The organism is Vibrio sp. Isolate32 (genome assembly GCF_022397955.1).
Lineage (GTDB): Bacteria > Pseudomonadota > Gammaproteobacteria > Enterobacterales > Vibrionaceae > Vibrio.
In genome coordinates this window covers 56,323-77,042 of sequence record NZ_JAKEUQ010000024.1, presented here as the reverse complement: position 1 = coordinate 77,042, position 20,720 = coordinate 56,323, and the positions used below count along the sequence as shown (strand labels likewise).

Genomic DNA, 20,720 nt, shown 5'->3' with positions numbered 1-20,720 from the left:
GAGGTGTGGTGGGCACAAGTACAGGAGAGTGGAATTAAGCCATTGCAAGAGTTCGCACGAAAACTGAGTCCTTATCTTCACGGCATTATCGCATCGGCAAGTTATCCGCTTAACACATGCACATTGGAAGGGATAAACAACAAGATAAAACTAATCAAGCGAATGGGATATGGGTATCGAGATACAGACTACTTCTTCTTGAAGATAAAAGCGGCTTTCCCCGGAAAGCCGCGATGAACCTTTTTTTATTACCCTCAGACTTAAAACTGCCCTAAGTTCTTACGACCAGTCACCGCCAACCCACCTTCCCTGATTTAATCTACTGAGATAGCAACATCACAACTCAGGTTTATCAAAAGCCGTTTCAAACATAGTTACGTAGCCTACATGAGACCATTCATACTGTGAGTCTTGCTCTTTTATATGCTTTTTCCAACTCAAAAATCATCGACTTATTCCCAAAAGACGACAAAACACGAATAATTGTAAATTTATTGTGAAAATCCCTTTGACGCCATTCGTTTTATGTATAGGGTTATCAATAGGACGTGATAATCCGAATATCATAGTCTTAATGGTGCACGTGCCGAAAGGATATCCATATAAAACGTGATTAATAGTTATATTTATTTCGCATTTCGACTTGGCTACAGAGCATTTTGTCGCTACCGAAGGGATAAGTAAGCTATTGAAATATCAAACAAACACAACAGAAACAAACATAATTTAATAAAAAGACAGGGAAAACCATGACAAACATAAGAGAATTATTTTTTGGGTTTATATTATTGTTTAGTTCCAGTGCATTTGCAGAAGAAGGATCATTTAATCAAGCTATTAGCAATTTGAGTCAAAGTGTTGATGGATTTTTCAACGAATACACAGGATGGTTCGTTGGATTAATATTTAAAAGTGTACCGGTAGGTGAAGCTAATTTCCCTATCATTGTAGGCTGGCTATTACTCGCAGCTATGGTCTTCACGGTTTATTTTGGTTTCGTTCAATTTAAACGTGTCGGTATGGCTATCGATATCATTAAAGGTAACTACACCGACCCTAAATCGAAAGAAGATGGTGAGGTTTCTCACTTTCAAGCGCTAACAACGGCTCTATCAGGAACAGTAGGCCTAGGTAACATTGCAGGTGTAGGTGCAGCTCTAGCGATTGGTGGCCCAGGTGCGACATTCTGGATGATTTTGTGTGGCCTTCTTGGTATGGCTTCAAAATTCTGTGAGTGTACTTTAGGTGTGAAATACCGAACTATCTTACCGTCGGGTGTTGTTTCGGGTGGTCCAATGTACTATCTCAGCCAAGGTCTCGGTGAAAGAGGTTTAGGCGGATTAGGAAAAGTGCTCGCTATTGGTTTCGCATTAATGTGTATTTTAGGAGCATTAGGTGGCGGTAACATGTTCCAGGCTAACCAAGCACACGCCATGTTAACTTATGCTTTTGATGTACCAAGTGAATACGGTGTGATCACGGGTCTTGTACTAGCGGCTTTGGTTTTCTCTGTGATTGTTGGTGGTATGCCTTCTATTGCATCAGTAACGGAAAAAGTTGTTCCTTGGATGGCGGCTCTGTACATCGGTATGGCTGTGATCGTTATCGGTTCTAACCTCGATCAAGTTGGTCCTGCGTTTAGCGCGATCTTTACAGGTGCATTTACTGGTGAAGGTGTCGTTGGTGGATTCATTGGCGCATTAATTCAAGGCTTGAAACGTGCAACGTTCTCGAACGAAGCAGGTGTTGGTTCAGCGGCTATCGCTCACTCAGCGGTTAAAACAAAAGAGCCAATCACCGAAGGTCTAGTATCACTATTAGAACCATTCGTTGATACGGTAATCATTTGTACAATGACAGCATTGGTTATCACTATAGCTGGCTTAAACGTGGGTCCATTCGATGGTTCTGGTTTAACGGGCGTAACGCTTACTGCTGCATCGTTTACTGAAACGGCAGAAGTGTTCAAATACACACTCGCTCTCGCGGTAATCATGTTTGCGTTTTCTACCATGATCTCTTGGTCATACTACGGTCTTAAGGCTTGGACTTACCTATTTGGTGAAGGCAAAACAACGGAACTGATTTTTAAAGTAATGTTCTGTGTGTTTGTTGTTATTGGTGCCACGATTCAATTTGGCGCGGTAATCGACTTCTCTGATGCAGCTATCTTTGCAATGTCTATCTTTAACATCCTAGGTCTTTACTTCTTGATGCCTGTTGTTAAGAAAGAACTGCAATCATTCGTTGCTCGTGTGAAATCAGGTGAGATCAAAACCTACGAAAAGTAATCACTCGCTAATTAACACTGTTCTAAAAACTTTGGTAATACCCTTTGCTTGAGAAAGCGAGAACAGGACAATAGCTTAATAAAAATCCCTACCAGCTTTGCTTGTAGGGATTTTTTGTACCTAAGTTTTCCTGTTCACGCAGCTCAGAAACTTGGCATACTTTTATACGCTCACCCGCCTCTTCTACTTCAATCATTTCGCGTTGCGCTAATTGCGAGTTACAGTCATCAAAGCAATAAGCTACGGTGCAATTCTCACACTGATATTCATCCATGCTCGATCCCTTCCCATTGAAATGGCTAATCAAAGAACAATAACAGTCAGACATGCTATAACTGCACCACTATGAGGCTTACAACGTCTGTAAATATGTGAGCAAAGTCACCAAATACTCCACTAGTTACATAAATGTGTTAACTATATAGCACCAATCACAAATGGCGGAGAGAGCGATGCAAGCATTCTTAATAGAGAGACACATTCTTCTCACCACTTAGCACAAACAAAAAACACCCACACCATTTGCATCATGTGGGTGTTTAAACTAAAGACTAAAGAGTGATGACGTAACGTTTAACCTACAAACCCATCTCTTCAGTTAGCGATTTGATCTGCTCAAGGTCCATGGTGTGAACTTCAATCATTTGTCTGATATCGCTGAGACGAGAGTTCGCGTTATCTTGCTTCTCACAAGCGTCAGACTTCACGTCCCAAGACGTACCATCTAAGAAAACATCACACGCTTTCTTCAATGATCCTAGTTTCTGCTCAATGGTATCTCTTTCTTTCTCAAGCTTTTCTAGTTCTTGAGAAATCTGTAATTCTTTTCGGAAAAGCTCGCGAGAACGCTCAAACAAAGTCGACTGCATATCGGCCTGACGGTTTAGCTTCTGGTTATCTTGCTCTGTTTTATTTAATGTCTGTTTCTGCTCGTTTAACTGCTGCTCTAGTGAGTAATTTGCTTTCTCTAACACGGCAGATTGCTTAGCAAGATCTTGAAGTTCTTTTTGATGCGCTTCTGCTTGCTCGGCCAAAGCCGCTTCAACCTTAGCATCAATTTCTGTATCAACTTCCGCCACTTTAGCTTCAACAGAAGACACCAACTGTGTTTTGCTTTCACTCAATTCTTGATAACGAGCTTCGAGTACCTGATAAGTGGATTCCCACTTGGAAGCTGTCACTGTAGAACCTATTAAGCCACCAAGAGCCAAACCAATAACGGCTGCGATACCGATATAAAGCTGACTGCGCTTATCGCGTTCTTCAATAACAACCACTTCATCTTGTTCGCTTTGTCCAGGTTGCAGGTTCACTAGCGGGTACTCCCAAAAATATGTTAAACGTTACACGGTCACTTAGTAATTGAGTTATATCAAACAGTGCTAACGAGTTAATTCCGAAATCATTAGGCTGGCAGTATACAAAAGGAAGCTACTAACGATAACTATCACCACCCATTTTTGTACTTTTTCGTTTGTCCTATAACGAAACAGTACAAATGCCAACGCCAATAAAAAAACAATCGCTATTAGTCGAGTCATAACTCCTCCTTGTTTCTCTATTTTATACCATTTAAATAAGCAAGTTACGTCAGAGTCGCGTTGTTTGATCATTTAGTCGAACAACATTTGTTCAAAAAGATATTTTGTAGCTGACATCAAAATTTATATGATCTAGGATACGCCTACAGATTACCTAACTATTTAGGTAATTGTTCCAATGAAGACTGCAGGAGAGTGGTTTTTAACTAAATACTAACATTTAGTTAGATTGACCCGCCGAAGAAGTAAATCTTTCAGGTGCTTTATGCTGGAGAAATCCAGAAAAGTGAGGACTGTCGTTGGAGGAACCTCTGGAGAGAACCGTTCAATCGGTCGCCGAAGGAGCAAGCTTAGTGCCCATCATTTATCTAAAAGTGATTCGCTAAGTGAAACTCTCAGGCAAAAGGACAGAGGAGTGGAAAGCAATAAGCCTTAATTAACAAAAGAATTCTATCTAGAAATCCGTATGTATTAAGTGGTGCTACCGATCCCTGCGATCTGCACTGCCTTCCCTCTTCTCCTTAAATTTTTGATTTATTAAGGGGAATCTATGAACCACCTACAAGCTACACTACAAACCATCAACCAATTCGTTTGGGGACCACCACTGCTTATTCTGCTAGTGGGTACAGGTATCTACTTTACTTTTCGCTTAGGCTTACTCCAGTTTAGACACCTCCCAACCGCACTAAAAATGGTATTCAGCAAAGACAAATCCGGTACGGGTGACGTATCAAGTTTTGCCGCTTTGTGTACCGCGCTTTCAGCGACCATTGGTACTGGTAACATCGTTGGTGTAGCGACCGCAATCAAGATTGGTGGCCCTGGTGCCCTATTTTGGATGTGGCTTGCCGCTGTATTTGGTATGGCGACCAAATACGCAGAATGTCTACTTGCCGTTAAATACCGCAGAACCGATAGCAATGGCGAAATGGTTGGCGGCCCTATGTACTACCTTCAATACGGTGTGGGCTCACGAATCTTAGCGGTAATGTTCGCTGTATTCGCACTCGGTGTTGCCTGCTTCGGTATTGGTACCTTCCCACAAGTTAACGCTATCTTAGATGCGACTGAAATTTCATTTGGCGCTTCGCGTGAGATGTCTGCTGTTGTTCTAACGATATTGGTCGCAGTGGTAACCCTTGGTGGTATTCAATCTATCGCTAAAGTAGCAGGAAAAGTAGTTCCGACCATGGCGGTGATGTACGTCGTCGCGTGTTTAAGCGTTCTGGTGTCAAATGCAGATCAACTACTGAATGCCATTACCCTTGTTGCTACTTCTGCGTTTACCAACACAGCAGCAACTGGTGGTTTCTTTGGCGCGAGCATCATGCTTGCTATCCAATCAGGCATCGCTCGTGGTGTGTTCTCGAACGAATCTGGCCTAGGTAGCGCACCAATGGCTGCGGCTGCTGCAAAAACAGATTCATGCGTGAAACAAGGCCTTGTCTCTATGACAGGTACTTTCTTCGACACCATCATCATTTGTACGATGACAGGTTTAGCACTTATCTTAACGGGTGCTTGGCAAACCGACCTGTCTGGCGCGGCTATGACCACTCATGCATTTGCTATTGGTTTGAATGCAGACACGCTTGGCCCTATGCTGGTTTCAGTTGGCCTAATCTTCTTTGCGTTTACTACGATTCTAGGCTGGAACTACTACGGTGAACGTTGTGTAGTGTTCTTGCTGGGTACCAAAGCAGTATTGCCTTACAAGATCATCTTCATTGCATTAGTGGCTTCTGGTGCATTCTTGAAGCTCGACATGATCTGGATAATGGCTGATATCGTGAACGGCCTGATGGCTATTCCAAACCTAATCGGTCTTATCTTGCTACGTCATGTTGTTATCGAAGAAACAAAGCTATTCTTCAAACCGTTAACTTCCTCAAAGGATTGCGAAGCAGTTAAAGCATAACAAGAATTGAGCGATCAAAAACGCCCGCAATGATGTGCGGGCGTTTTATTGTAAAACCAATGGCTATGTGTCAATGATTTAGATTCCAATATACTAGGTTATTATTACTTAGCTAGGCTCTTCCATCAGAAGCTTCCCCCCTAGCACCACTAGCACCATGCCCGTCACGCCTTCCATCCACTTCATAAAGCTCGCATTCTTAAGCAAATTTTTAGCCGAGTTAAGTGCCCCTGCCAAACCGCATTGCCACACCATCGCAATCATAAAGTGTACCGAAGCCATCAACATAGATTGCAATAAAGGCGAGCCTTCAGGGTTTACAAATTGAGGCAGAAAAGCCAAATAGAAAACCGCTGTTTTCGGGTTGAGCACGTTAGATAAGAAACCTTCACGCAAAGAGCGTTTCGCACTACACGCTTGATGAGCTTGTTCACCGACCTTCAAACCGCCACCATTTTTCCTCAAAGCTCGTAAACTGCTTAAGCCAAGCCAAATCAGGTAAACCGCACCCACCATTTTCACGGCTTGAAAAAGTTCAGCGGACTGAGCGAGGATTGCAGAAATACCCACAGCAGAAAAAAACGCATGTACATACAAACCACTACAAATACCAAAGCTCGTCATCACACCGTCAGATAGGCCAGAGCGGCTTGTGTTGCGAATCACCAATGCCGTATCTAAACCCGGCGTTAGCGTTAAAATAGTGATAGCAATTAAAAATGCCTCAAAGTTTAAAATATCCATATCATTGTCATTCTTGTTCAGCGATCTATCATCAATACCGTGTATCTGAACAATTCGCAAGCAACAATTGCCACCAGCTATACAACTCACTGATTTTGTGCACAATAGAACAGTTTAGTTTGTTAAGAAATAGTAAATTCAAGGCATCGTGCCACCTCATGCTTTTTTTCGCTATATCTTCGACTACGAAGCACAGCGTTATTAACAAGCAGAGCCATAATCAAAGTACATGAGAGATGAACCTTAACGCTGACGCGGTCCTAAGGATCATTTAAAGAAACCAAATCAAGAGTAGTCAAATGAGCGCATTCAAAAAACTAGTCGAACACTCTCAAAAATGTTCACGTTTTCAACATCTAGCTTCAATTTGTGGTTGGGACCAAGCATCAATGATGCCTGCAGGTGGTAACCAAGCGCGTAGCGAAGCGATGGCCGAGCTTTCTGTTCATATTCATGGACTAATGACTCAGCCACAGCTGGCCGATTGGATCTCTGACGCTGAAAACGAAGACCTGAATAATGAACAACAATCATCGCTTCGTGAAATCAAACGTCAATGGAAGCAAGCTAACCTACTTCCTAAGAAACTGGTTGAAGCCAAGTCGCTAGCAGGTTCGAAATGTGAACATGCATGGCGTAGCCAACGTGGTAACAACGACTGGGTTGGTTTTGAAAAGAACTGGCGTGAAGTGGTTGAGCTATCGCGTGAAGAAGCGCAAATCCGCGCAGATGCCGCTAACTTAACACCTTATGATGCGATGCTGGATATCTATGAACCGGGAACTAGCTCAGCTTCACTGGACACCTTATTTGCAGATGTGAAAACTTGGCTCCCGGGCCTGATTGACGAAGTGATCGAGAAGCAATCGAGCGAGCAATTTAATGCTCCTAAAGGCTTTTACGCTGCTGAAAAGCAAAAAGCACTAGGCTTAGAAGTCATGAAGCTGCTTCAATTTGACTTCAATCACGGCCGATTAGATGAAAGTGTTCATCCATTCTGTGGTGGTGTGCCTTCGGACGTCCGTATCACAACTCGCTACGATGAAGCCGAATTCGTACAGAGCTTAATGGGCATCGTACACGAAACAGGACATGCTCGTTATGAACAAGGCTTACCAAAACATCTAGCAGGCCAACCTGCTGGTCAAGCTCGCTCTATGGGTATTCATGAATCTCAATCGCTGTTCTTTGAGATGCAAGTTGGCCGTAGCGACCCGTTCATCGGACACTTGGCTAACCTAGCGGGACAACAATTCTCTGGCTCAGAATTTGAGAAAGATAACTTCCAGAAGATCTATACTCGCGTGAAGAAAGACTTCATCCGTGTTGACGCCGATGAACTGACCTACCCTGCGCACGTTATCTTACGTTATGAGATTGAACGTGACCTGATTAACGGCAAAATCAAGCACACTGATGTTCCTGAACTTTGGAATACTAAGATGCAGTCTTACCTTGGTTTAAGCACTCAAGGCAACTTCACTAATGGCTGTATGCAAGACATCCACTGGACTGACGGCGCATTCGGCTATTTTCCATCTTACACACTAGGCGCGATGTACGCGGCTCAGTTCATGGCATCAATGAAGAAAACGGTTGATGTGAACTCAGTTATTGAAAGCGGTGACCTATCACCTATCTTCACTTGGTTAGAGTCGAATATTTGGAGCAAAGGCAGCCTACTCACCACCGATGATTTAGTAAAAGGTGCAACAGGTGAAACCTTGAATGCGCAATACTTCAAAGATCATTTGAGAAATCGCTACCTTTAATTAACCAATCAACAAAGGCTGTATAGAACAATAAATGAAAAGGCTGATCAGTTTACTGAATCAGCCTTTTTTCATAGTAAAGTTGATCGATAAAATTTTTTAAATTCAACGCTTTACCGACATTACTCACCTTTCAACATATCAAAAAAGATCTCCCTCGACGCTGGCGTATTATCTCTGTGCGTCTCATACAAAACGTGTTCTTCAGCGTCTGCAGACTGCGATAATTTAATGCTCCACAAGGCTTTTAGTTGGTTAGGTACGATCGAGTATCGAACATCAATAACCCGAAGCGCATCATTTGGGTCCTGTGAGATAAAACCATTCGAAAACCAGCGGAAACGCTCAATGTCTTTTGCTTGCTGTGAATTAGGGTCAAGCCATGGGAAATCCCTATGAACATTGAGTTTAGCGATCGACTCTCCGGGGTATGTCTTGACGGATGTACCTACTCGCACCGCATCCACGTAATAATGGCTTTCTGTTTCATACACGACTTTCCAAACCAAAATATTCGCAAAGCTTGGCTTAGCATCGAGTCGAATAGGGATATGCTGCCTTTCTTGCGCTAATTGCCATCCTATAGCTTCTGCTCTATCCCTTTGAATCATGCCTAACGTTGGATAAATCAAAGCCCATAGAAACGCAATACGAGCCAACCAAGGGGTTCGCTTCCATGTTGCAAACACAAGCAATATTAAGATGGGAAGTGTATAGACAGGATCGATAATCGAAATGGTATTCCAAGCATAACGTTCGTTGGTGAAGGGCCAGAACAGTTGAGTGCCATACGTAGTACAAGAATCGAGTAAAGCATGCGTGCCATAGCCCAATGCACAGTATAACCAGCTTTTTTTAAAAGAGAGCCCGCACCTCTTTGCGAAAAGAGGATACAAAACCAGAGCACAAATCAAACTGCCAATGGGGATAAACAGGAGCGAATGGGTAAACTGTCGATGAAACTCCAACGCCAACAATGGATCACTCTCTGAGCGAATAAGCGCATCCAAATCTGGCGCCATTCCAGAGAGCAAACCTAAAGCCCCCGCGACCACCAAATGTTGCTTTTTACTCGCCGATTGTGACAAAGAAGCGCCTAGCACGCCCTGTGTTAACGGATCCATAAATCCCCCACCTTTAGCATTCCCTTGATCTGAATAAGTACATTTAGCTATAGCAGTTAATCAGGTTAAACAACAAGATTTTATCAATATACTCATACACATAATCGTATAAATGTAGATTAGCAAACAAAAAAAGCAGCCTGATGGCTGCTCTTTGTTCGTTTACATAAACTCATCAAGTGTTCAACTTTGCAAACGGGTTAAGGCCATGAACTGTCTGACACTAACGAGTGACCATGCTAATCGCGATAATCACCAACAATACAGAGAAGATCTTCTTAATCGTTGGAACGGGTAAATGGTTTGTCGCTTTTGCACCTAAAGGAGCCGTGAACCAAGACGTACACACGATACCCAATAACGCTGGTAAATAAACAAAACCTGCAAAGCCATCAGTTAGAGCAAAGTGGCTGCTGCCCGAGGTGATGTAACCGATAGAGCCGAATAGCGCGATGACAATGCCACAAGCAGATGCACAACCAATCGCCTTTTTCATATCAACTGAAAAGAAGGTTAGCAGCGGCACTAATAGCGCACCTCCCCCAATACCGATCATGGCAGACAAACCACCAGTAATGGTTGTCAGAACCGTTAATACACCTTTATTCGGTAGCTTTCGCTCTTTGGGCGCATCACTTTTACTGCTTAAGAACATCTTAACTGCGATAAGTACCACACTGACTGCAAACACAATACGAACGACTTTTTCCGGCAACAAAGCCGCCAGAAAGCCACTAATCAAGGCACCCAGAGCAACACCCAACATAATCCAAGGCGCAATATTCCAGGGCACATTTCTATTCTTGTGGTGAGCAAGTGCAGAAGAGGTTGAAGTAAATAGAATAGAGGCCAATGAAGTCGCAATTGCAGCAACAACCACTTGGTCAGATGGTAAAACATCTAAATACAGTAAAATGCTGCTTAGCACAGGCACAATGATCAGCCCCCCACCAATACCTAACAACCCGGCAAGAAAACCAACACCACTGCCTAATAACGCGCAGTAAAAAATCAACAACAGCAAATCACTCATTTCATCCCTCTTTTAATTGAATAAACCATCTTAAATAACCCAGTATAATTGTGGTTATATTTCCATAAAGATAATCAATATAACTGACACCAGCTTTAATTTTCAAACAGATAGATCATGAATATTCCTCATGTTGATTGTGAGGTAATACCATTATTAATCACAGCTCTGTCCAAGTATAAAAATACTAAGCGAATAACTTAATACAAATTTTTAAACGAAATAGCCAACACTCTTAATACGGTTACAAGCGAAAATAACGCACTGATATAAAAGACCGAGAGTAAGTCAGACAACGAATTGGGAAGTCAGAACAGTATGAATAACGAATTTAATTTTACGATTAAGAGCATCAACCTCGACGAAAACTACACACCCGCAGACAGTACGCGTATCACAACAAACTTTGCTAACTTGGCTCGCGGTGAAAGCCGCCAAGCGAACTTACGTAACGCTTTACAGATGATTGATAATAGCTTCAATGCCTTAGCTCATTGGGATAACCCTAACGGAGACCGCTACTCTGTCGAACTAGAAATCATTTCAGTTGACATGGACATCGAAAGCAACGGTGAAGCATTCCCTTCGATTGAAGTGCTTAAAACCAACATCCTTGACCGCCAAACTAACGAGCGTATTGAAGGGATCATTGGTAATAACTTCTCTTCTTATGTCCGAGATTATGATTTCAGCGTTTTACTTTTGGATCATAATAAAGGTCAAGATAAATTCAGTATTCCAGCTGACTTTGGTGAATTACATGGCAAACTTTTTAAATATTTCGTCAACTCACAAGCTTATAAACAGAATTTCAAAAAACCACCTGTTATTTGTTTAAGCGTATCGGATAATAAGATCTATCACCGTACCGAGAATCAACACCCAGTGTTAGGTTTTGAATATCAGCCGAATGAGTCTTCTTTAACTGAGCAATATTTCAAGAAGATGGGATTAGAAGTTCGTTATTTCATGCCACCAAATAGCGTTGCTCCATTAGCATTCTATTTCTTTGGTGATTTACTCAATGATTACTCTAACTTGGAGTTGATCAGCACCATAAGCACTATGGGCACTTTCCAAAAGATCTACCGACCTGAGATTTACAACGCAAACGCTGTTGCAGGAAAACGCTACCAACCTAACTTGAAAAACTCGGACCACTCACTGACTCAAATTGTGTATGACCGCGAAGAGCGCAGCAAGTTGGCTATCGAACAAGGTAAGTTCGCAGAAGAACATTTCATAAAGCCATACCAATCGGTTCTAGAGAACTGGTCTGCCAATTACGCGCTATAACGCGCTTTTGGGGAGATTCAAACCGATTTGGACAGCGATTAAACGCTTCTAGCAACCTACGGACAGGCAGAATTATTTATGAAAACACTATTACCGACTTCAACAGCAGGCAGCTTGCCTAAACCATCTTGGCTAGCACAACCCGAAACACTTTGGTCTCCATGGAAACTGGAAGGCAACGAACTAACGGATGGCAAACAGGATGCTCTGCGTGTATCGCTTCACGAACAACAACAAGCAGGCATTGATATTGTCAGCGACGGTGAGCAAACACGCCAACACTTTGTAACGACTTTCATTGAACACCTTAACGGTGTCGACTTCGAAAAACGTGAAACCGTGAAAATCCGCGATCGTTACGATGCCAGTGTCCCAACCGTCGTTGGCCCGGTTTCACGCCAGAAACCGGTATTTGTTGAAGATGCGAAGTTTCTGCGCCAGCAAACTGACCAACCTATCAAGTGGGCACTTCCGGGGCCAATGACTATGATAGATACACTTTACGACGCGCATTACCAAAGCCGTGAAAAGCTGGCGTGGGAATTTGCCAAAATCCTAAACGAAGAAGCAAAAGAACTAGAAGCTGCCGGTGTAGACATTATTCAGTTCGATGAGCCTGCCTTCAACGTGTTTTTCGATGAGGTGAATGATTGGGGTATCGCTTGTTTGGAAAGAGCCATTGAAGGGCTTAAATGCGAAACCGCAGTACACATTTGCTATGGCTACGGCATCAAAGCAAACACAGATTGGAAAAAGACATTAGGCACAGAGTGGCGTCAATATGAGGAAGTCTTCCCTAAGCTTCAACAATCAAACATCGATATCATCTCGTTAGAGTGCCATAACTCTCACGTACCACTTGAACTGCTTGAGTTGGTTCGCGGTAAGAAAGTGATGGTTGGCGCAATTGATGTTGCAACTGATTCTATTGAAACACCGGAAGAAGTGGCTAGCACGCTAAGAGAAACACTTAAGTATGTTGATGCAGACAAGCTCTACCCTTGCACCAACTGCGGCATGGCTCCCCTACCTCGCGACATTGCCTCTGCTAAGCTGAATGCACTCAGCGCTGGTGCAGAGATAGTGCGTAAAGAGCTTTCCGTGTAACGCTGATCAAAACCTATAAAAGCGAATCCTTCAAGCCTAAGTGTCACTCGATACTTAGGCTTTTATTGGATTGGTAAATTGCCGATTGAAACTCATTTACCAAGTTTTATCCAAGTCTTTTGCGTATAAAGAGATAGCCCGTTGGTACTCTTTAATCGCATCACTATTGGTTGTGGAAACCAATAAATCAATTAACAGAGATGTCGCTTCTTTATGTCGACCTAAATTGTACAGACACATCGCGTAAAACGGCTGAACTTCAAGGGATTCAGGATACTCTGCTATCGTCTGTTCGAAATAGCTTAAAGCCTCAGTATATTGCCCTAGGCTTCGGTAAGTGCATGCTAAGCCAAACAATGCGTCAAAGCGCTCTACCGAAGAAAGCTTCCCTTGCAGAGACAAAACATAATGCTCAATCGCCTGCTGTTCCTTGCCTTGATTATCGTATGACCAGGCTATCTGTAGGTGTGCTTTGGCTGCATAATTTTCATCAGTGAGTAGCGTTGCCAACAAGTCACCAGACTCTTGGTACTTCTCTTCTTTTCGCAATTCGATTGCTTGTTTGATAATGGTGTCCATAGTTCTTCCTAAAATCAGCTCCATTTCAACAAGCCCTTTCACTTCAGAAATTTTTGTAAAACCTTTTGATTGATAAAGCTTAATAGCGGGGTTCTCACTGAACACACGTAGCACTAACTGAGTCGATGCCTGACTGTTCGCATGTTCAATCACTAAATCTAAGCACCTAGAACCAAAGCCCCTGCCTTGGTACTCGGTTAATATCTGTAAATCTCGAAGGAAGGTTGTCTCACTGGTGTAACTAAAGCGGACAACGCCAATACGAATATCGTCTACATAGACTTCATAGTTATCTAGCTCATCCCAGCTGCGTAAAAACTGATCATGACTCCAAACGATTCCACGCGTATCGTAGTAAGACGCCATATTCGTTTTGGTTATCAGCTCTGCGAATTTTGGGTCTGAACCTTTGACCAATTTTACGTCCATATTGTATCCTTTGTTTTCAAATTGCTTCCTAATACTGCATCCAAAAGTGCTATAAGTATTCAATCAAAGACATTAGGAAGATTTAAGAGGTATATCCGTATCTAAAGCCTTTTCCAACCACATTGAACTGATGTATTTGCCATTTTTCTTTGCATATTCATTGAACACACCAACTTCTCGAAAACCAAAATGCTTGTGCAGTGCGATCGATGCCTCATTGGGTAATGCCACACCGGAAAGAACTCGATGAACACCGAAATCAATGATTGATGCGAAGAGCTGAGAATACAACTTAGAGCCTATTCCTTTACCTTTTGCATCTTCAGCTAAATAAATTGTAACTTCAGCTGTATCTTCAAATGCTGATGTTGCCCTATACGGTTGAGAACATGCAAAACCAAGTAGCGAGTCGTTTTCGGTTGCGACATAAAGTTGATATTTACTATCACTCGAGAATTGCGAGAACCATTGCTGTCGATTTTCCAACGTAAACTTGTCTTCTTCAAAGCGCGCGTTAGTGTGCTCAATATAGAAATTGAAGATGCCAGTAATAGCGGCTATATCGGACAACTCTGCAGTTCTGATTTTCATTTTATACCCTTTTGGTTCTCACTGACTTACGATTAAGACTTAGCATCGACCTTTTCTATAAACCAACTCCCTTGGCACGGGCCATTGGTTAAATGCCAACGACCATCAAATCGCTTGCCGATGCCAGTTGCTGAAAAGCGGTAATCCCACTGGCGATGTTTGGCATATAACCGTAATGCACCGCTTTCAGAAACCCAACCCTCTAATGCTGTTCCGTTGTAGGTAAGCCTCAAAGTGGCTTTACCTTCACGAATGATTCCAGTGATGGTTGTTCGCTCACACATATTATTGCCAGTGGTGTTAATTCGGCGACCTAGCCACTCACCGTCAAAATCAGTAGATGGCAAAAAACTCGGATTATCAGGCAGTTTAGGAAAAGACTCGGAATTGCTGGACCCAAACCATTGGAGTTCGCGGCCAACGAGGAAGAAGACAACAAAGCCAATTGAGACAGCGATGACAAATCCCTTTTTCATAATCTAGTCGCCTTCTTATAAAAACTAGAAGAACCCTAACATAATGAAAATTAATGAGTTAGCCCAAATAATATCAACTTTGATGTATAACACAGATTGAGGTTTAATCTATGTTTAACCGGCTAACGGATTCTGCACCTTAGGTTGAACGCCCTTCTGGACAAACGCTTAACTCGGTCTGTAATTCACACCAGTTCGCTTTGTATTTTGTATAAATCTGAGCATCAATTGTGACAGGAATATCGACATCGAACGTTGATATCGCCAACTCAATATTTTCAAGAGGTTCACCTCGTACTCTAAAGCCAAGGCTTGATCCACAGTTGGAGCAGAATGTACGTGTTGTGCCGTTTGATGCGACAAACTCTTTGAGTCGATCTTTACCAGAAAGCCAATTCAAGCCTTGTACACCAACTAACGTCCCGAAAGCGGCACCATGGAATTTTCGGCACATTGAACAATGGCAGTTGGCGGCTTTTTCGCTGAACCCGTCAACAGAAAAACGAACACTGCCACACAAACACGAACCCTTAAAAACTGCACTCATCCTGAGTCTCCTTCCCTTTCATATAGTGTGTTAACCCACTGGCTATTGCGGGTTTCCGCTAAATGCGGGGCGTTGCGGTTAAAATCTCAGAAGAGCCCACTTACGCTATTAGAGATCTATTCTGATTGATAACCAAACCGAGCCAAGTAATGCCAGACCTTCTTTACGTCTTGTTGGTCATAACCAAGTTCAGTAACCGCCAACCCAAGTATCTTCGGGTTAAGCTTACCGCCTTCTGCTAACTTCTCAGCTAAATCGATGAACTGTTGGCCGCGATAATCTGGGTAGCGACTCATCTCTTCTATGCTTAGCTCGAAGCCATTGTGCCACTTTATCGGAACGCCCAGTTTCGCCGCGCGTTCTTCAATAATCGTCGAGCGGTAAATTGGGTCTAATACAAGACATTCAATATCGTCTTTCAGAGAGATAACCCCATGAACATGCGCCTCAATATAATCATCAAGCAAGTCAACATCGGATGACAATGCTTTATCAACTAATGCCTGCACACGGCTAGAAACGGCGAAATCCTCTGGCTCAAAGAAGCTGTCGGGATAGCAGAACGTGGTTCGTTCCAAGATCTCCGCTTTCAGTTGGAAGTAACAGGATCCAAAACGAGGTGACGCACCTGTTTCGTAATTTCGGTAGTTCAATGCACCATATTTCGGCCTAAGCGTATTCGGAGCATCATCATACGCACCGTCAAACACTCGCTTTTCCCATAACCAACGGTCACCACCTAGGTAAGCCGTCATACCACCGTTACTGGTACCTGTTTCAAATTGAGACTTCAAACAACCATCTTCAGCCATCGCTTCGAGCAAAGGTTTATTGTCAGACGTGTAACGATCGGGATGGAAGTTGATCGTCACCGCGCAACTCGTTAAACAATCCGTGCCTTGTGATTTCAATCGGATGTTTTCGATTGCTTGCTCTACTGCGTTGTCAGCCATTAAATCTCCTGTGTTCAAAAATTAAATCATTAAATTACAGCCAAAAAGTTCAATCTGACTATGGTAAACATCTGTTGAGAAAGAACTCATCTTACCTTAGCTTGGTCAAGCTTTTCCTTCGCTAATGCTTCCTGCTGTTCTAGGAAGCGGAAAAAATTGCTCTCGCTAATGAACGGGTTATTCGAACCATCGACATTTCGTTTCTCACGATTAGCAAATAGATGATTCTTATGTGGATGGTTAGACAGATTTACACTCACAACTGGTGGCTGCAAAGCGATCTCTCGGACTCTGTCCATGCTCTCGAAAAACTGCTTCGCTAGCTTTGGATCTCGTGCATTTATACTGTGTCCGCCAACAACAAATGCGCGATACGATATACCCTTGTCCTTCACCATAAGATCTATTGAATAGTCCCCTTCCGTGTGGCCGGGTGTAAGGTAAAACTTAAACTCGTCTTCACCAACGCTAAGGCTGCTACTGTCTTGCACAAATAACTCTACTTGGGGAGGCAAAAAGGTATTCTTACCGCTGCTTTTATTGGCTTGAGCAATGGCTAATTCATAACCCTTCTGCGTCATCACAACTTTTGAGTCATATTCAGATTGAAGATATTGCGCTCCACCAGCATGATCAGAATGACCGTGAGTCACTAAAATGTGCGTGATGGCCTTATCTTGTAACCCAAGCTTTTCTAAATTGGTGGGGATCCACATCGAATAAGGGAAATCGAGTGTATCAATAAGAACTAATCCCTTTGTAGTCTCTACCGCATAAGACGAAACCCACCGGTCTCCAACGTAATATACGTTATCGAACATTTGGAAAGGCTCCACATAGCCGTTTTTAATCGACATTTCCGGAACATTTTCAGACGCTATTACACTGGTCGAAACCAGTAAAAATAAGCCAATAAGTAACTTTTTCATTTCCTTTCCTAGATTGCTGACATTGCATAATGTTAGCTTCAATATCCTAATTAAATTTACTGTTCTAACAAACGACATTGATACTCTGCGACACATTTTAGCTCAGCAGTATGTGCAGGGAATTGTTCGTGAAGAAAACACAATGCATCCGCTAACGTTATTTGGTGTAGATTCGACGTATACCCGAAAACCAATCGGTGGACATTGTCATAGAACTCATCGGAATTATCTGAGCTTTGACACTGCTCCAAAATAGTTTGGTCAATCTCATCGTCTGGATCTTCCAATGGGCTATTGGCCTGTCGATATAGATTAAAAAGCATTGCGTCATATTGCTCTTTCGACAGTTCTTCTTTGCAACGCAATATCCATGTAAGCGTAATTAGGTTGTGCCCAAAGAAACCAAACTGTTTTAAGCACGCTTGTAATACCTTATCGAGACCTACGACTTCACCTGCATAAATGTTTTGGTCGCAATCAGAGTTGGTTGATGTGACAAATTCAGTGAAGCGGTTAAGGAATACTGGAACTTGAGACGGCTCTAACTCACGGTACACACGATTCAGTGCCAATAAGATAGTCACATTGTGGGAAAGGTATTCGCTTGTTTTAGAAGCCTGTGAAACGTAATACGAGAATATATCTTGGAAGCCCTTATTCTCATGCCACTGCATTAAAGCAGTATACGCCGCTGGGTATACCCCATTATCCAATATCCTTTGAATACGAAAATCTGAGAACTTGGGTGCTTGTAACGTTGCAGAATACTCGCCTAAAACTTCAATCTCAGTTTGGTTTATCAGCTCACTCGTTTTAAGCCATACATTGCCTGATTTAGCCAAATACCCATTCAGATAATTCGCAGACAAATAAGCTTTTAAAGAATGAGGTTGATGGATGCTGGCACTGCTATAAAGTGCCTTTTCTAATAGTTGGTCGCTTGTCATGCTTCCTCCTTGAAGCTGATGCTGAATAGAGGTGAATAACACGCTCCTGTCTAAAAATTGTACTCAAAGCAATAAACCCAACCTTTGATTCAAAATGTTAGGTATTGAGAATCACAACAGATAACTTTGTTACACCAACACTTCATCGTAAGTACGGATTGATTTTAGTGCACCACTTAAGTCATTTCTCGTATTAAACTCATGCTTAACAGCAATAACATCGCAACCACTAGATCTACCAGCACAAATACCAGCAGTTGAATCTTCAAACACGACTACATGTTCAGCTGATACGTTTAGATTTTGGATTGCAAGGTTATACGCTTCAGGATCTGGCTTGTGCTTAGTTACCTGCTCTTGAGTGATTACAACATCAAAAACATTGTCCAGTTGTAACGAAGTTAAAATATTATCGACCATCCATGTCGCAGCCGAGCTTACGACACCACATCTCTTACCTTCTTTTTTAAGATGTTCAATATACGATTTAGCGCCAATATTTAGCTCTAGCTCTTCACCTAACACCCGTTCGTAGTGGGTTCGAAAACAACGGTTAAATTCAGCTAGGTCTGGTGAAATCCCCACATGATCGAAAAAGTGCCCGGTCACTACCTGCCAATTTTCCCCCATGACATCTTTATATATGTTGTAGTCCACTTGAACGTCATAATCTGCACAAGCTAGTGCCAATGCTTTACCCTTTAAGGGCTCTGAATTTACTAATGTTCCATCCATATCGAACAGATAAACTTCATAATCTTTCAATTTATTCTCCATGTTAACTTGTACAAAATCGCTACACGTGAAAGTCCCATTTAAAGCATCTAGAGGAACTTAAATAACAGCTCATGCAGTAATATGTCTACTACACAGTAAATTCAATATTCAAACCAACTTTGAACTATGCATATCTACTCAAATACTTCTCTATAAACTCGATATCTGCACGATAAAAGTCATCAAGAGGAATCGCTGAGGGCTCAAGCCAATAGAAAGTTTGCTGTCTTTCTGCGTCGACCATTTCAGGCTCATCATTGTGATCCGCAGGCAAAACTACATAGTGAATTTCACCACCGAAGTCGTTCTTACCTTGATGAATTCCGAGCAGTTGTAAATCTTTAAGACCTGTTTCTTCCCACAACTCTCTAATTGCGGCTTGGCTCCCCGACTCACCGGGATCAACTGAACCTCCAGGGAACTCAAAGACCATACCTTGACCATGTCTAAAGCGCTTTTGGACGAGGACTTTCCCATCTCTTACAACCACCGCCATAGCTATGTTTTTCATGTGAGTTTCCCTTGTTACTCCGTAAGCAAAAAATACTTAGTGTTGCGAATCTTTCTTACACGCATTCTTAAATAAATTTATGCGTCTATCTCAATTTGAGTTGCTCTTGGTATGTGAAGTTGTACTGCTTTGACTTCGTATTTAGAGTTTATGTAGATACCAGTATCCTCATGTCGAACTTGTGAGATTGTTAATATTGCATCTAGTGAGTCACCCGCCCCGCGCCACAGTTATCTTATGTGCAAAAAAATCATCGTAGTACTGTTGGTCGGATACTGGTGCCGATATTTTTATACCTCGCCAGATGAACTCCCATTTTCTTTTTGAACGTACAAGTATCGCCCTTTTATTTGAAGTTCCGCCACCTCATTAATTTCTCGCTGAGGTTATTCTATTTCTAAAGGCGTTGTTAATAATGAAAACTGCTTTCGAGAGATCTCAATATCAGGTGATTTGTCGTCAATATTTCGCGTAAAACCAAAGCTTGTTATGTGCTTGTCTTTATCAACCGACTGTATAGTTTTAGAGATACTTTGTCTAAATTTTTCAGATATTTCTACTTCCTTTTGAGCATCATAGATTGTTTTAGGCACAACGCTCATTTTATCGCCTTGTTCAATTATTACTTGGGTGTCATCTACTATTACCTTTACATCAGAACCTGTTGCTAATGTATGTTAATATAAAGGATGTAACGATACCAATAGCTACAGCTTCAACGCGGTTCACAGTGAAAATATTTTTCAAACCACCGTAAACTGTTTTAACTTTCGCTCTAAAGCTACCCTCACCAAAAGCTTCCACAAGTATCTCTACTTCATAGCCAAGGTTAATGATTGCATTAGCTTCTTTGATTGCGTCACTAATAAATACCAAAGAAGTAGCATGCGTGTAGGCATTAATCTTTTTGCGTTCCCCACCAAAGTGCAGGACGATCTCTTCGCTATATTCTGCAATATTTACAACTTCTACAGTTGCTCCTCATTTATTTGAAAGCTATCAGACAAATATTCTTTATTTAAATGCAGAGTTTTTCTGTCTAGTTTCTTATGACGACTATCTTAAACGACTGGCTCCTTTTATAACAACCACTTATCGTTTTCAACTTGTCACTGAGCAATAAAATGTAGATTTTTCCTTTCTGATTGGATC

Annotated in this window: 21 protein-coding genes, 1 pseudogene and 1 riboswitch; of the genes and pseudogenes, 6 read left to right on the top strand and 16 right to left on the bottom strand. The window is 42.2% G+C overall.

From position 1 onward, the window contains the following. Positions 1-237: transposase (locus L1D11_RS17200; protein ID WP_239832794.1), on the top strand; the 237-nt coding region annotated here is incomplete at its 5' end. A gap of 512 nt (positions 238-749) precedes the next feature. Beyond that, entirely contained in the window at positions 750-2,291 is a 1,542-nt protein-coding gene (locus L1D11_RS17195) for an alanine/glycine:cation symporter family protein (protein ID WP_239833629.1), read from the top strand. 88 nt (positions 2,292-2,379) lie between these two features. On the opposite strand, the gene L1D11_RS17190 is transcribed toward L1D11_RS17195, so the two are convergent. Further along, positions 2,380-2,565 carry a hypothetical protein gene (locus L1D11_RS17190; RefSeq protein ID WP_239833630.1) on the bottom strand — a complete coding sequence of 62 codons (186 nt, stop codon included), beginning with the start codon at positions 2,563-2,565 and terminating at the stop codon, positions 2,380-2,382. Between the two features lie 304 nt (positions 2,566-2,869). After that, entirely contained in the window at positions 2,870-3,604 is a 735-nt protein-coding gene (locus L1D11_RS17185; protein WP_239833631.1) for a chromosome partitioning protein ParA, read from the bottom strand. A gap of 529 nt (positions 3,605-4,133) precedes the next feature. Continuing rightward, positions 4,134-4,253, top strand: a riboswitch (glycine riboswitch). A gap of 129 nt (positions 4,254-4,382) precedes the next feature. Between L1D11_RS17185 and L1D11_RS17180 the strand changes: the two genes are divergently transcribed. Then, on the top strand, positions 4,383-5,753 hold the full coding sequence (locus L1D11_RS17180; protein WP_239833632.1) for a sodium:alanine symporter family protein: 1,371 nt from the start codon (positions 4,383-4,385) through the stop codon (positions 5,751-5,753). A gap of 108 nt (positions 5,754-5,861) precedes the next feature. On the opposite strand, the gene L1D11_RS17175 is transcribed toward L1D11_RS17180, so the two are convergent. Continuing rightward, a complete protein-coding gene (locus L1D11_RS17175) occupies positions 5,862-6,497 on the bottom strand; it encodes a LysE family translocator (RefSeq protein ID WP_239833633.1) in 636 nt (211 codons plus the stop codon). A 299-nt stretch (positions 6,498-6,796) separates the two neighbouring features. Here L1D11_RS17175 and L1D11_RS17170 point away from each other — a divergent pair, with 299 nt between their 5' ends. Next, the gene (locus L1D11_RS17170) at positions 6,797-8,269 is read left to right on the top strand and encodes a carboxypeptidase M32 (protein ID WP_239833634.1); all 1,473 of its coding nucleotides are present in this window, start codon (positions 6,797-6,799) and stop codon (positions 8,267-8,269) included. 122 nt (positions 8,270-8,391) lie between these two features. On the opposite strand, the gene L1D11_RS17165 is transcribed toward L1D11_RS17170, so the two are convergent. Together L1D11_RS17165 and L1D11_RS17160 are read right to left on the bottom strand one after the other, a co-directional pair. Then, positions 8,392-9,393 (bottom strand): metal-dependent hydrolase, encoded by a 1,002-nt coding sequence (locus L1D11_RS17165; protein WP_239833635.1) that lies wholly within the window; start codon positions 9,391-9,393, stop codon positions 8,392-8,394. Positions 9,394-9,616: 223 nt separating this feature from the next. Then, complete coding sequence (locus tag L1D11_RS17160; protein WP_239833636.1) at positions 9,617-10,426, bottom strand: sulfite exporter TauE/SafE family protein; 810 nt, start codon at positions 10,424-10,426, stop codon at positions 9,617-9,619. Positions 10,427-10,744: 318 nt separating this feature from the next. Here L1D11_RS17160 and L1D11_RS17155 point away from each other — a divergent pair, with 318 nt between their 5' ends. After that, positions 10,745-11,722 (top strand): DUF1852 domain-containing protein, encoded by a 978-nt coding sequence (locus tag L1D11_RS17155; protein ID WP_239833637.1) that lies wholly within the window; start codon positions 10,745-10,747, stop codon positions 11,720-11,722. Positions 11,723-11,800: 78 nt separating this feature from the next. Next, the gene (locus tag L1D11_RS17150; protein ID WP_239833638.1) at positions 11,801-12,829 is read left to right on the top strand and encodes a methionine synthase; all 1,029 of its coding nucleotides are present in this window, start codon (positions 11,801-11,803) and stop codon (positions 12,827-12,829) included. A 96-nt stretch (positions 12,830-12,925) separates the two neighbouring features. On the opposite strand, the gene L1D11_RS17145 is transcribed toward L1D11_RS17150, so the two are convergent. The 11 genes and pseudogenes from L1D11_RS17145 to L1D11_RS17095 all read right to left on the bottom strand — a co-directional run bounded on the left by L1D11_RS17145 (position 12,926) and on the right by L1D11_RS17095 (position 20,170). Then, positions 12,926-13,408, bottom strand: coding sequence for a tetratricopeptide repeat protein (locus L1D11_RS17145; protein ID WP_239833648.1), 483 nt, complete (start codon positions 13,406-13,408; stop codon positions 12,926-12,928). Continuing rightward, a pseudogene (locus L1D11_RS17140) lies at positions 13,406-13,837 on the bottom strand (GNAT family N-acetyltransferase); the annotation flags it as partial. The gene L1D11_RS17145 and the pseudogene L1D11_RS17140, both read right to left, overlap by 3 nt. Before the next feature lie 72 nt (positions 13,838-13,909). Then, complete coding sequence (locus L1D11_RS17135) at positions 13,910-14,428, bottom strand: GNAT family N-acetyltransferase (protein WP_239833639.1); 519 nt, start codon at positions 14,426-14,428, stop codon at positions 13,910-13,912. Between the two features lie 32 nt (positions 14,429-14,460). Continuing rightward, the gene (locus L1D11_RS17130) at positions 14,461-14,904 is read right to left on the bottom strand and encodes a hypothetical protein (protein WP_239833640.1); all 444 of its coding nucleotides are present in this window, start codon (positions 14,902-14,904) and stop codon (positions 14,461-14,463) included. Positions 14,905-15,043: 139 nt separating this feature from the next. Next, positions 15,044-15,451: a GFA family protein gene (locus tag L1D11_RS17125; RefSeq protein ID WP_239833641.1), complete on the bottom strand. Its 408-nt coding sequence runs from the start codon at positions 15,449-15,451 to the stop codon at positions 15,044-15,046. Positions 15,452-15,567: 116 nt separating this feature from the next. After that, the gene (locus tag L1D11_RS17120) at positions 15,568-16,404 is read right to left on the bottom strand and encodes a DUF3626 domain-containing protein (protein ID WP_239833642.1); all 837 of its coding nucleotides are present in this window, start codon (positions 16,402-16,404) and stop codon (positions 15,568-15,570) included. A gap of 86 nt (positions 16,405-16,490) precedes the next feature. Further along, the gene (locus L1D11_RS17115; RefSeq protein ID WP_239833643.1) at positions 16,491-17,333 is read right to left on the bottom strand and encodes an MBL fold metallo-hydrolase; all 843 of its coding nucleotides are present in this window, start codon (positions 17,331-17,333) and stop codon (positions 16,491-16,493) included. A 56-nt stretch (positions 17,334-17,389) separates the two neighbouring features. Further along, positions 17,390-18,280 carry a hypothetical protein gene (locus tag L1D11_RS17110; protein WP_239833644.1) on the bottom strand — a complete coding sequence of 297 codons (891 nt, stop codon included), beginning with the start codon at positions 18,278-18,280 and terminating at the stop codon, positions 17,390-17,392. A 129-nt stretch (positions 18,281-18,409) separates the two neighbouring features. Further along, the gene (locus L1D11_RS17105) at positions 18,410-19,057 is read right to left on the bottom strand and encodes an HAD family phosphatase (RefSeq protein ID WP_239833645.1); all 648 of its coding nucleotides are present in this window, start codon (positions 19,055-19,057) and stop codon (positions 18,410-18,412) included. A 124-nt stretch (positions 19,058-19,181) separates the two neighbouring features. Next, the gene (locus tag L1D11_RS17100) at positions 19,182-19,568 is read right to left on the bottom strand and encodes an NUDIX hydrolase (protein WP_239833646.1); all 387 of its coding nucleotides are present in this window, start codon (positions 19,566-19,568) and stop codon (positions 19,182-19,184) included. 386 nt (positions 19,569-19,954) lie between these two features. Then, positions 19,955-20,170, bottom strand: coding sequence for a hypothetical protein (locus tag L1D11_RS17095; RefSeq protein ID WP_239833647.1), 216 nt, complete (start codon positions 20,168-20,170; stop codon positions 19,955-19,957). Between the last annotated feature and the right edge of the window lie 550 nt (positions 20,171-20,720).